Here is a 12,826-nt window from a genome sequence, read left to right as displayed (position 1 = left end):
CGCCAGCTCGTTATAGTTTACACGAATATATCGATTGAATTAGGTCTGACAAGTGTCTTAGGATTAGAGTTCACCCTCCGCTATATAACGGCTTTTATTTTATGCGGTGATATCAAATGCTAAAAGGCAATTTGCGTGTTAAACCCAAGAATTGAGCAAGGAGTGAACTCGCTCCATACTCCACCCAAATATAGGTGATAACATGGGAACATGCTTAGAAGGGTGAAGCTCCAGATGCTTAATAAAAGTAGATGGTAAGTGAAATTCTTTTGCGCCTTCTAGCATTAAATCCAGATAGCGTTTTGATGGTAACCCCGGAGATTTTGCAGCTTCACTTGTTAGCATGATAACCGGTAGTGTCGTTCCATCCCTAAGTTGTGCCATAGCATTGGCAAACGTGTATTTACTGCTTTCAGATTTGGCGAGGGTATATAACTCGTCGACTGAAATTCGATAAATCACACCAAACACAACTGAACCATGCTGTGGTGTGATGTTGGCGAAGCGAGGCTCTAAAAAATTTATGCCAGGATGTGTAAAAGATAGCTCCCAGTCCATAATATGTGCCTGTGAGCTCCATATCGGTGCGATCCCTCGACGTTTGGTCATCACCCGTGAAGCCATATTGGCGCCATAAGCAAAGTAGTTTACGTCTTCTTGAAAATCCTCTTCCTTTCTAGCAACGGTATCCTCAGGCTCCATCGTTACTCGCTCCTTAATTGAAGACTGTTAAATTTGGTTTAGCGACACAAGTTTAGACTAGTTTACCATTTAGGTGAGAGGCAAGGTCGCATTCTTCTAATCTATTAGAAGGGGGTCATTTAGGCCGCTTTTATTGAAAGCAGCCTAAGCGCGCAATACGTTGAGGTGAGGCATTGACTTTCAAGAGTATGAGGAAAAGGTGATTAGTTTAATCACAGTACAAATCATGCAAAGTTGAGATGATTGCTTTAACTTCTTTGCTTGCTAATGAATAGTAAATAGTTTGCGCATCACGTCTGGTGCAAACTAAATTGTCTTTTCTTAAAACGCTCAGATGTTGAGACAATGTAGATTGAGGAATTAAAATTTGATTGTTCAATTCGCTCACTGATAATTCTTCGTCATTCAGGATGCAAAGAATGAGTAATCGATGTTTATTCGCCATTGCTTTTAGCAAGGAAGAAGCTTGCTCAGCGTTGGATTGCATTTCTTCAAAAGTCATCGTCGTACAGCACGCATGGTTACTTCATTAACCCATCATCATACTCTGTTCATTGAGAACTACAATCTCTCTTAAACTGGAAAGACCACAGCATTAAATATTTGTATATTGTAAATTGTGAATGTATGATTTTTGGTAAATTAGGTACAACTATGTTTTACCGTTAAAAAAAGAAATTAACGCAATATCTAAAGTGTTATCTATTCTTTAGAAGTAAAAGTAGAGTTAATTTTCTGAACGACTGCTGAAATTGTGAAGGGTTTGCTGCCATTAAGGGTGGGGGTAAATTCATTTCTGAGGAGGAAGCATGCTGAATTTCCCAGAGTATGTAGCAAAAATCAAAAAAGAAATAAAAGAGATTGATACGACAACGGCGCAAGACCTTTTGACGGAATTTCCTTTAATTATTGATGTTAGGGAGCATGGAGAGCATCATAATCGACGTATTCCTAATGCAAAGTGTATCCCAAGGGGAATGGTCGAAGCGCAATTATTCAGTTGTGTGCCAGAAGCAGGAAAATCGAACCCAGGCCAGTGGTTAACGAAAAATAAAATATTACTTTATTGCCAATCTGGTGCAAGGTCGGCTTTAACTGTAAATTCGCTAAAAGATATGGGGCTTGTTCACGTCTACTCCCTATCAGGAGGGATGAAAGCGTGGGAAGACAAAGGCTTTGAAACTGAACCTTGTAATAAGTAATTCAAAGATTACTGTGCGCTAGTGCTTTTGACTGTGAGAAATATGCTGTCATTAGACTGTTTAGTCAAAAAAATCACAAAAACCGCTTTACAATAGTAGTATTCTTGGTCTGATCCGATATATAATTACCTTCCAAGGGTGCACCGACAGCACCTTTTTTTATGCCCAGCGAAACTTTCAGTGTGTTTTCGTAATGCACCATGAAAGTTTTCAAGGGAATAAAAATAGCTACCATATTTTAAAAAATATGATTCTTGATAGCGATCAGGCCGTCAAGAGCAGCCTTGGAAAATCACACATGAAAAACACACACACAATTTCTCAGATTTCAAAAATGTCTCTTTTAGGGGCGTCTATTTCTCTTGCTTTGTCTGGTCATGCTTTTGCTCAAGATGCGGCAGAAGAAGACAACAACAGCAACATTGAAGCTATCACAGTTACGGCGACAAAACGTTCTCAAGTTATTTATGAGGTGCCGATTGCAATTAGTGCATTTAATGGTGAAGCGCTTGCCGCTCAGGGCGTAACCGACCTAACGGATGTGGGTAAGTTTGTTCCTAACTTAAACGTAACAGGCTTCTCTGCGGGGCATACATCTTCGGCTAACCCTTTTATTCGTGGTATTGGTTTGCAAGATCACTTGATCACAACCGACCCAGGCGTGAGTGTTTATGTTGATGGTGTGTATCTTGGACGCCAAGTAGGTCAAAACTGGAATTTGAATAACATCGAGCGTATTGAGGTACTACGTGGACCTCAGGGAACATTGTACGGCCGTAATTCTATTGGTGGTGCGATAAACATTATCACCAAGCAGCCAGATGAAGTGGCGGTCACGAAGTTAAATGTAGAAGCGGGTACGCGTGGACGCAAAAAAGCAGATATCTTCCTTAACCGTGAAATTACACCTGAATTGGCTTTCAACCTAAATGCAGGTTACAACGCGCGTGATGGCATCGGTGAATTCATTAACGTGCCAGATGCTGAATATGATGTAGGCGAAACAAAAGAGTTATACGGCCGTTTGTCTGTTCGATATGCACCTAGCGATGATTTCAGCTTAGTATTAACGGCGGATAAAAACGATGGTGAAGGTGGTTTACGTCCTTATCAAGTATTGATCGATGAAGTGCCTACAGGCGCTTACTACACGGGTGGTCGTTTTGGTGGCACATTCGAGAATGGCCCACTGCGTAATGCTGACACAACAGCAGACCCATATGACAACGCAACGGGTTCACGTGATGTGACCACGGTCACCAATGAAGCGTCGGGTATTTCACTGACAGCTGATTGGAACTGGAATGATGATTTTGCTTCAAAGGTGGTTGTAAGCTCTCGTTCTTCTGAGTACAAAGCAGGTTTGGATGACGATGGCACAGTGTATACCATCGACCAGTTCCCTGAGCTAGGTGAAGCTGATCAAACTTCGGTAGAATTCCAAATAAACGGCTTTTTGGGTGATGCAGACTTTGTTTCTGGCCTTTACTGGTTTGAAGAAGAAGGCAGCAACTATCAAATGCCAGGTACTGCGGGTTCAACCGATGGTGCGTTTTTTAATGAAGGGCCGACACTGCTAGCGCTAGACCAAGAGACAACAAGTAAAGCGGTATTCATCAACGTGGGTTACGATGTATCGGATGCTCTTCGTGTGTCTGGTGGTTTGCGTTATACCAAAGATGAGAAAGAAGCATCAGCAGATATTTGGATCGATGGCGAAGATGGCCCTACAGATGCGACGAAACCACAATTTGCCAGTGATAAATGGGACGAAGTATCGTTTGATTTGTCTGCAAACTATACCTTCGATAGCGGCATCAACGTGTACGGTAGCATCCAAAATGGTTATCAATCTGGCCAGTTCCCTGCTCGTCCATACTGTATGTTTACTTCGCGTAGCTGTTTTGTTGCGACTGAGAACATTACCGCAGTGAACTATGAGCTAGGTGTAAAAGGTGAAGTAACAGACAACTTCAGCATGAGTGTTGCAGTATTTAACACCGAGTTTGAAGATTTGCCTTATCAGGTAAGTACAACCGCAGTAGGTGGCTTTAACACAGTAAACTTGGTTGTTGAGCAAACGTCTCGCGGTGTTGAATTCGAAGGTACATTAACACTAACAGATAACTTCAAAGTACATACTAGCTTAGGTTATATGGATGTTGATGTTGACGAGAAAGATGGCGTGAAGCCTGTCGCACCACTGACACCTGATTTAACAGCATCGATTAGTCCGATGTTTGAATATCCGCTAGCCAGTGGCGCAACCATTAAAGCGCGTGTTGACTATTCGTTCCGAGATGAAATGTATGGTGAGCCAACGTCTGACGCAGGTCGTCAAACATTGCTAGACAGCCGTGAATTAGTTAACTTTGATATCTCTTACGTTGCAGCTAGTGAAGACTGGACGGTTTCACTATATGGTCGCAACGTGTTTGACGAGCGTTATGACAACGCACGTTTGAATACAGGTGACTATATCCTACAAATTCTAAGCAATGATGCGAGCGAGTTTGGATTGCGTTATAGAAGAGACTTCTAAGTCTATTTAGCTCTAAAAAGAGGCACGTTTAGGTGCCTCTTTTTGTTTTCAATGACTGATTCTATTTAGCCCCACACGTTTCAAGCCTATGTGGGAGTGTGTAATGGAATCAATAATCAAATGCACAAAGCATTATTATTTTGCAATTTTTCAGTACCTTAGTCGGTACTTGGTGGGATGGTGTTGACTCAAATCTTTGTTGTGGCTAACATTCGCGCGCAATTTATTGTGTTGCGAAATTAATAGATAAAGGCAAACAAGTCGCGAGACTTGGACGCAAAGCCACCAGTCTGCTGAAATTGGCAGATAGTGGGGTTACCTAGTTCCAATCTTTACTCAGATTTTCCTGAGGGCTGATCGCGTCTGCTCGGTGTCTTTATCCTGTAAAGCGGTATTTGAATATCTACATGGACTAATGGATTGATATTCAAGAAAAAGGATAAAAAAATGAAAATATCTTCTGGCAAAGCACTCTTGCTTTCTCTCTCTGTTTTTGGGTTGACGGCTTGTGGAGGCGGCTCTTCCGACTCTGATGCTTCATCGCCTTCAACGTCACCTACGTCATCTCAGCAACCTACTCCCGCAGGATCGTTAAAGGTTGTGAACCCGATTCCAGATTTGACTGCAAAGGTAGGGGTGGATTTCAATTTCGAAATTCCAACTAATACCTGTGAAAGTACAAGTGGACAAGCCGTGAGCTACGGTATCACGCGTTTGACGAATGCTTCTGGGCTCACTCTTGTTAATTTTGAAGCGCTAGTAGGAAAACCGACTAAGCCAAATACTGTATTGGTGACTGTAACGTGCAGAACAGCATCATCATCGGTGAAAGATGAATTTAAAATTGTCATAACGGAAGATAACGTAGCCCCCACCGTAGATGCAGGCTCCGACCAGTCTGTGAAAGCTGGCGAGAAAATTACTCTGAGTGCATTGGCCGCCGATATCAATACGCAGGATGAAGTCGTATCTTATGAGTGGGTACAAGTGGGTGAAAATATGGATGCTATCGACATTATTGATGGCAATTCATCTAGCGCCTCTTTTATAGCTCCAGATGTTGAAATTGAAGAAACCTTTACTTTTTCTGTCACCGTAAAAGATAAGTCTGGCGCTGAAGCGACCGATACTGTTGATGTGAAAGTCGTTTCACGTTTTGTTCCAGACGTGAATGTTCATTTTCCCCTTCAGTCAAGCTATACAAACGCTGACAAGCTCGATGTATTTGGGGCTGTTGACGTAAAAAATGGTGCTTCGCTATCTAAGGTTGTGCTTGATGCAAATGGTACTGTTTTCGAAGCCACCGTTGATGCAGCCAATGGTACGTGGCGAGCGACAGATGTTGATACACTAAACGTTGATACAATGACTGTAAAAGCAACGGACTCCAAAGGATTGAGTTCAAGCGTTGAGTTAACGTTATCCTCAGATCAAGATGCAGTTACTGTAATACCTAATGATATTGTGGATATCGGTTTAGATTCAAAGAACGATACATTGTATGTGCAGACAACGGGCCTTTTGGTTCGTGATAATCAAACTCATGCTTTAGATTTACAAAAAGGAACAGCGAGCGTTCTGAATATTCAACCCGCCGGAAGTGATTTTGATACATCTAAAGTGTATAGCTTTACGTTTGACGAAAACTCAAACCAAATGCTCCTAGGGTTTTCGAACGGCACGGGTGGCGCATTAATGTCGGTTGAACCGTCTAATTTGCAGCTTAAGCTGATTACCTCTAGCGACGTGGGTCATCCAGTAGATATTGTTGTAGGCAACAATGGCACGGTATATTTGGTTGATAACAACAATGAAAGCGTTTCATCAGTAGATTTGAACACTGGAAATCGCACTCTGGTTGCAGGCCCTGATTCTACGCCGCTAGCTGTTGATGCACCGATTGCTGCTGCATTTAATCCAAATGATAACAGTATTATATTGGCGGCTAATTCGGCTATTGACTATCCGTTTTTACGCGTTGATACAGGTTCTGTGAATAGTGTCTCAATCGTTAATGGTGCGAGCAACATCTCAATTTCAGATTTGGAAGTCAACGAAAAGACGAATACGTTGTATTATATCAATGCAGACTCTAGCTTAGTTGCGTTTGATCTTACCACTGAGAAAGAAAGCGTATTAATTGAAAATCTAATTAACAGTAACGATTTTTTCTCACCATCAACGGGTGCAGGTCTCGCAATGGATACTGACACTGGCTTACTGTTTGTTGTAGGTAAGAGTCGAACAACCTTCAACAATATCGTAGTGGTAGTTGATACCGTATCAGGAGATTATATTCAGTTGTAATAAAAGATTGGTATATACCAATATTTTATCTCAATTTTGATCTAAGCCAGCGTTATGTCGCTGGCTTTTTTGTGCGTAACGTTAAGCTATTCACGGCTAGATGTAATTGGCATACACTTACTCAAATGAAACAGCAAGTAAATGCGATTTTGTTATGTGTGGTCGATATGCCAACCATGTAGGCGCAATGCATGGGTGGTCAGATATTCTTGATAGCTGGCCGCAACAGCTAGAGCTGGGTTTCAACGTGTCTCCTAGCATGATGATTCCGGTGTTTACGCCCTCAGGGGGGCAGGCAATGCGGTGGGGCGTGATTCCGCCTTGGTTAGATCGCCCAAGCAGTCAGTACGCGACGTTTAATGCGAGGTTGTCGAGTGTGGCCGAAAAGCCGACCTTTCGACGCGCTTGGAGACAAGGTCAGCGCTGCTTGATTCCTGCTATTGGCTACTTTGAGTGGAAACCTGTAGGCAATGTAAAACAGCCTTATTTTGTTAGGCCAAAGGATAATGCGCCCCTTGTATTTGGTGGTATCTTCGAAACGGGATCAACGGGTAAATATGCCTCATGTGCGATTCTAACTCGACCCGCTCAAGGCGGGTTAGCCACCCTTCACCATGCAATGCCCGTTTTTATAAATCGAGCGTCTGCTGAGTCGTGGTTAGAGGCAGATGTGACCCAAGCAGAGAGTATTGCATGGCAAGATTATGATGAGTCTTGTTATTTTTATCCTGTGTCTCAGCGGGTGAATCGGGCATCAGAGCGAGGTGCAGAGCTAATTGAAGAAATTACACGTGAAGTGCCTACGCAAACCGGATTCGATTTTTGACTTAGCGTTCAGTGGGAGGTGCGGTGATGTTCACCTGCTCAGCGTTAACTTCTAAGGTTACTTCAGAACCGTAACACACACCCTCAATAAAGGGCATAAGCACCTCAATTAGAGAAGGTGGATGAAAGTCTCTAGGTTTGGTGTCGGGATGAGGATAGTAAATCCAGCCCTGATAGGATTTTTGTTTAAACATTAATTGGCACTTCACTAATGAAAAGGTTTCTGCCGGAAATCCTTCACACCACACAAGGTTCTCCAACGTAACATCGGGTGCAATGATGGAAAATTCGAACGGGGAGATCGTTAAGTTGAGCGTGCCCTTGTAAAGTGTATCCATACATACGCCCTCCCTTGCAAAAAAGGGGGCTTGCAAGGCAATGCTGCCGTCAGGATAGGGCGAACTCTCTGATTGCCCTGAGGCAATTCGATGGCCTTGAATCACCGTGGCTGGAATTAACTCTTTCATATTCTGTGACTCATATTTTGATTAACACATTGGCCCTTGTTTGGGCTCCAAAATAGATAAAATTATTCCTTGTTTGTCGAATACAATCGCAACTTGTTGGCCTTTCTTGACGTTACTATCTAGCTTGTTCATATTTGCCAACGCATTTACCAGCGTTTGGCTTAGGTATAAGCGAGTATTGTCACACGTTTTCAGTTCTAACCCGTTGTTTGTTGACATAATTTTTGCGAAAGACTGACGATATGCCTTAAGTGTCTGCTCTTTCGCAATATAATCGGCGTAATGTTGAGCTCGGCGTTGAGTCAGTTCTGCTGATATAGAGGGTTTGATGTTATCTACGGGCATACTATGAAGCTCTACATTCGTCACAAGGTGCGCATTGTTTAAAGGCGACTGATTAGGTGTAAATGATACAAACATGACCAATAACATGGTGCTCGCTGCGAGCGCGTAAAAAGATAATCGATTAAACCAACCGTTAGAAATGCGCGTTTCGCGAGCGTGTTGGAGTAAAACGTGTTTGGATGAACGTGGCATACGGAGTTGATGTTTACGATTCAGATAAAGCTTATCAAGATCTAGTTTATCGTCTGTCTTCGTCAAGTTTGTCTGTTTACTCATGAATATTCTCCAGTGCGTCACGCAATGTTTTTCTTGCGTAGCGAATACGCGTTTTAATGGTTTCCGCCGAAGTGCTAGTGATCTCACTAATTTCTTTTAGGCTAAATCCCTCTTGTTGAAGACAAAATGCTTCCCGTTGCACAAACGGTAGTTGCATTAACACTTGATCGAAGCGTTCTTCTATTTTCTCTGCCGTCATGTTTGGCGTCGTTGTGTGTAGCGACAGTTGGTCTAATTCGACACACTTCGACTGGGCACGAAATTCGTCTAACAAGGTTCGTCTGGCAATGGTAAATAACCAAGGTTTGAAACGACCAGATGGCCTATATAGATGCCGCTTCTCGATTATTTTCAACCAAGTTTTTTGTGCGACATCTTTGGCAAGCGTATAATCTGAGTGCGTAACCAGAAAGTGAAACAAATCGTCTGCGCATGCATCATAAAGCTGTGATAATACTTTTGCGTCGCCTGTCTCAGCGTAGCGTTCCATTAGTATTTCAGGAGTGACTTCAATACCGATGAGCGTTTTTATTGTAAGGCTGATACTCATTCAATACTCCTTTTTTTGCTTGATTCTGGATAACTAGCTTTGCTATTTCTCTAGTGTAAATTGCAGTATCACTTCTAATCCATTTCTCATCACTGGCTTTCCGTCAATTAATTGTGGCTTGTATTTCCACTTAGACAGTGCGCGCTTGGCTTCACGATTGAATATTCTCGCAGGTTCAGCATCGATGATATTAACATTAATTACTGTACCATCTGTATTAATTGAGAATGACAGTTTCACCCATCCTTCAAGGCCATTGCGTGCCGCATCAGGGGGATATTTGGGGCCAACTCGAACAATCGGTCTAGCTTCGTTATCGCCTGATTGAAGCGTATTTTTGTCTACTAAATTGTTTGGATGAGTGGGTTTTACAATCTCATGTCCTCCGTTAAAACCCATTTCGTTAGGCTCTAGCGGTTCAATTTCTCTGCGTTCAATAGGCCTTTCGATTGGCTCTGGTTGCTTTGGCATAGGCGACTTTTCGTTAGTATTTTCATCTTGTATGTCGGGCAAAAAATCAATAACGACTGGCCCTTCAGTGGGCGCGATGTAGGCTTGGTCGTTTTTGATGAGTGTGTTCATCATTGCAAATAGGCCAAATGAGACCGCGGCTGCCAATGCTATCGAAGATAATGTTCGAATCATTGATGAGTTGGATGCACTTTTTTGAGTGATAAATGTTAATTCGTGACTGACGTTGCTGTTTGTAGCAATCATATACTGGCTCCTTGTTATGCTTTTATAACTACCACGCACCGCGAATCAAAATGGGGTGAAAACGTTTGTCGGTTGGTATCGGTACTTTATCGATTTTTTCGTGTTTTCTTCTCTTGTATACGAGAAAATACGTATAAATTTTTGTAAAACCAAAGGGTTATTTGCCCTTACTATTGCGCGGTTGCGGAATGTCAGGAACGATAAAATGAATAAAACAACATGGAATGGGATCCTACACATGGCTGTTATTGTGTGCGGATTGGCATTTTCGTACTCGTTATTTGCGCAAAATTTAGATAAAACTTATCAGGTTCCGGTCATCAAGACGGACGTGAATATTGATGGCATTATTCATCAAGAAGAGTGGGCGCAAGCCGAAACCATTACCCTCGACTACGTTACTCGGCCATACGAAAACACGACCCCACCCGTTAAAACCGAAGTAAAAATCATGGAAAGTGGTGATACGTTATATCTCGCTTTTACCGCCTTTGACCCTAAACCTAATGATATACGTGCCTTTTATCGTGACCGAGATAAGGTCTGGAGTAACGATCTGATTGGTGTAAAGCTCGATCCTTTTAATGATAGTCGCCTTGCGTATCAATTCTTTGTAAATCCATACGGTATACAAATGGATTCTATAGAAAATGAGATGACCAAAGAAGAAAGTGATAGCTGGGATGCCATTTGGGAATCAAAAGGGCGTATTACTCAACAAGGATTTGAGGTTGAAATTGCGTTGCCATTACGTATTTTCAATTTCTCTGAGGGTAAAGGCGCTAAAACCTGGGGGGCGGAGTTTGTGCGTTTTTATCCGCGTGAGACACGGCTTCGTATTTCTAATATTCCTTACGATAGAAACAATGCCTGCACACTCTGTCAGTTAGGTGAAATTGAGGGGTTTGAGGACGCAAAGCAAGGCAAGAATCTGGCGCTTATTCCTACTTTGGTTGTTGGAAAAGGACGAAGTCGTGATTTGGATGAGTCACGAATTTGGGATGATTCAAATACTAACGAAGTCGGCATTGATGTTAATTGGGGGGTTACCCCAGAAATCTCGCTTCAAGCCACCATCAATCCTGACTTTTCGCAAGTGGAGTCTGACGCGGCACAGTTGAGTATTAACAATACCTTCGCATTGTTTTTTGACGAGAAAAGGCCTTTTTTCTTAGAAAATGCCGATTACTTTTCAACTAATTATAATCTGGTGTATACCCGCAATATTGGTGCACCCGATTATGGTGCCAAAGTAACGGGCAGAGTAGATGATCACACATTTGGCGTTTTTATTGCGAATGATGAGAATGCGACCTTCCTTGTACCAGGTAACTTGGGCTCTTCTATTGCAACCATAGAGGAAGAATCCATTAATGTGGCGTTGCGATATCGGTACGATGTGTCTGATGATTTGTCTTTCGGTTTAATTAATACGTTCCGCTCTGCCGACCATTACCACAATTACGTGTTGGGGTTTGACACTAAATATGCAATAACTCACCAAGATACGCTGCGTATTCAATGGGTAGGATCAGACACAGAATATCCGGATACGTTATTTAAGGACTTTTGTGACGACAACTGTCAGGTAAAAGATGATTTTTCTGAAGCTGCTATGCGTACCAAAGAAGAGGATAGTTTTCAGGGAATCGCCTATCAACTTAATTATCGTCACGAAGAGCGAGATTGGTTTTTCCGTTATGACCACTATGCCAAGCGAGACGGTTTTCGCGCTGACCTTGGCTTTGTTTCAAGTATTGATAAAACCACGGATGTAATAGGCGGTGGATATATTTGGTATGCAGAAGACAGCTGGTGGAATGAATTTGAAATCAGCGGTGATTGGGACATCCATCACACTGATAATGGAGAGTTGCTTGAAAAAGAGTCACAGATTCAATTTTTGCTGCAAGCGGGAATGCAATCATCGTTTGAGCTTGGCTTTGAGACACGAGATCGCGTAGGGCTGCGCCACGATAGGAGCATACTAGCGATAGACAACAATACGACGCTATTCCACGAAGATACTATTTGGACATATTTTGACTTCCGCCCTTCTTCTAGCGTTTATTTTGAAACCTTTGCCAGATATGGGGATCGTATCGATTTTGTGAATAACCGACTTGGCAAGGAGTGGACAGTTGAACCGAATATCACGCTAAGTTTAGGTGAACATTTTGAAATCGATATTGAGCATGTATACAGTTCAATGGATGTCGAGGGAGAGCGACTTTACACTGCAAATCTGACGGATGCCCGTTTGTCATATCAAATTGACCAACGTCAACTGATTCGCCTTATATTGGTGTATTCTGATATTGAGCGGAACAAAGCAAATTACTTGGATCCTAATGACATCGATGCGCGAAGTACTGATTTTGGCGCTCAATTGCTGTATTCCTACAAACTAAACCCACTGACAAAGTTCTTTGTTGGTTATTCAAGTTCAGGGTTTGAAGATGACAACGTGCCCAATCTAACAATTACAGAGCAATCCATTTTTATGAAATTGAGCTACGCTTGGTTGAATTAACAAAGTGTCTTGTCGTCCTCTTTTATTTAGCATTTTGGCAGTGAGTATGTGGTTGTATCAGCAAGATGACTTTTGCTGCCAATGGTTAATATATTTACCTCAAGTAAAATGTGAGTCTAGTTTTTCATTTTTTTTAAAAAACTAGTACAATTCTCTACAGATATGGGTTAACATTTTAACCTTAGGGTAATTAAATTTCGCTGTTAAGTCGTTACCTGAAGTTGATGTGACCTCTACTGGAGATATCGTATTCTCAGGCTGTAAATTTCACTCGATATTTTTTCATTATTGATTTGCTATTTCATAAATGTGGGATTTTTACCTTCACAGCTTGGGCGAAGGTACTTTGTAGAGAATTGT

The 12,826-nt window shown here is 42.1% G+C and carries 11 protein-coding genes and 1 riboswitch; of the genes, 5 read left to right on the top strand and 6 right to left on the bottom strand.

Annotation, left to right across the window (positions count from 1 at the left end):
- Nucleotides 1-138 precede the first annotated feature (138 nt).
- Together OE749_RS13615 and OE749_RS13610 are read right to left on the bottom strand one after the other, a co-directional pair.
- Entirely contained in the window at nt 139-702 is a 564-nt protein-coding gene (locus tag OE749_RS13615; RefSeq protein WP_263713020.1) for a gamma-glutamylcyclotransferase family protein, read from the bottom strand.
- A 208-nt stretch (nt 703-910) separates the two neighbouring features.
- Nucleotides 911-1,204 (bottom strand): ArsR/SmtB family transcription factor, encoded by a 294-nt coding sequence (locus OE749_RS13610; RefSeq protein WP_263713019.1) that lies wholly within the window; start codon nt 1,202-1,204, stop codon nt 911-913.
- Between the two features lie 307 nt (nt 1,205-1,511).
- Here OE749_RS13610 and OE749_RS13605 point away from each other — a divergent pair, with 307 nt between their 5' ends.
- The 4 genes from OE749_RS13605 to OE749_RS13590 all read left to right on the top strand — a co-directional run bounded on the left by OE749_RS13605 (nt 1,512) and on the right by OE749_RS13590 (nt 7,579).
- Complete coding sequence (locus tag OE749_RS13605) at nt 1,512-1,904, top strand: rhodanese-like domain-containing protein (protein ID WP_263713018.1); 393 nt, start codon at nt 1,512-1,514, stop codon at nt 1,902-1,904.
- Between the two features lie 298 nt (nt 1,905-2,202).
- A complete protein-coding gene (locus OE749_RS13600) occupies nt 2,203-4,446 on the top strand; it encodes a TonB-dependent receptor (protein ID WP_263713017.1) in 2,244 nt (747 codons plus the stop codon).
- A 241-nt stretch (nt 4,447-4,687) separates the two neighbouring features.
- Nucleotides 4,688-4,769, top strand: a riboswitch (cyclic di-GMP riboswitch).
- Nucleotides 4,770-4,893: 124 nt separating this feature from the next.
- Nucleotides 4,894-6,753, top strand: a complete 1,860-nt coding sequence (locus OE749_RS13595; RefSeq protein ID WP_263713016.1) for a PKD domain-containing protein — start codon at nt 4,894-4,896, stop codon at nt 6,751-6,753.
- 154 nt (nt 6,754-6,907) lie between these two features.
- The gene (locus OE749_RS13590; RefSeq protein WP_263713015.1) at nt 6,908-7,579 is read left to right on the top strand and encodes an SOS response-associated peptidase; all 672 of its coding nucleotides are present in this window, start codon (nt 6,908-6,910) and stop codon (nt 7,577-7,579) included.
- Between the two features lies 1 nt (nt 7,580).
- Here the strand turns inward: OE749_RS13590 and OE749_RS13585 are convergent, their stop codons facing one another.
- Genes OE749_RS13585 through OE749_RS13570 form a run of 4 tightly spaced genes read right to left on the bottom strand, consistent with a single transcriptional unit; the run spans nt 7,581 to nt 9,933 of the window.
- Entirely contained in the window at nt 7,581-8,045 is a 465-nt protein-coding gene (locus OE749_RS13585) for a hypothetical protein (RefSeq protein ID WP_263713014.1), read from the bottom strand.
- Between the two features lie 21 nt (nt 8,046-8,066).
- Entirely contained in the window at nt 8,067-8,666 is a 600-nt protein-coding gene (locus OE749_RS13580; RefSeq protein ID WP_263713013.1) for a hypothetical protein, read from the bottom strand.
- Nucleotides 8,659-9,216, bottom strand: a complete 558-nt coding sequence (locus tag OE749_RS13575; protein ID WP_263713012.1) for an RNA polymerase sigma factor — start codon at nt 9,214-9,216, stop codon at nt 8,659-8,661. Before OE749_RS13575 ends, OE749_RS13580 begins: the two co-directional genes overlap by 8 nt.
- A gap of 42 nt (nt 9,217-9,258) precedes the next feature.
- A complete protein-coding gene (locus tag OE749_RS13570) occupies nt 9,259-9,933 on the bottom strand; it encodes an energy transducer TonB (protein ID WP_263713011.1) in 675 nt (224 codons plus the stop codon).
- A 205-nt stretch (nt 9,934-10,138) separates the two neighbouring features.
- Between OE749_RS13570 and OE749_RS13565 the strand changes: the two genes are divergently transcribed.
- Nucleotides 10,139-12,466 carry a carbohydrate binding family 9 domain-containing protein gene (locus OE749_RS13565; protein ID WP_263713010.1) on the top strand — a complete coding sequence of 776 codons (2,328 nt, stop codon included), beginning with the start codon at nt 10,139-10,141 and terminating at the stop codon, nt 12,464-12,466.
- Nucleotides 12,467-12,826 lie beyond the last annotated feature (360 nt).

The organism is Fluctibacter corallii (genome assembly GCF_025751585.1).
Lineage (GTDB): Bacteria > Pseudomonadota > Gammaproteobacteria > Enterobacterales > Alteromonadaceae > Fluctibacter_A > Fluctibacter_A corallii.
Note: the sequence above shows the minus strand (reverse complement) of the source record. Positions and strands in the feature narration are given on the sequence as shown.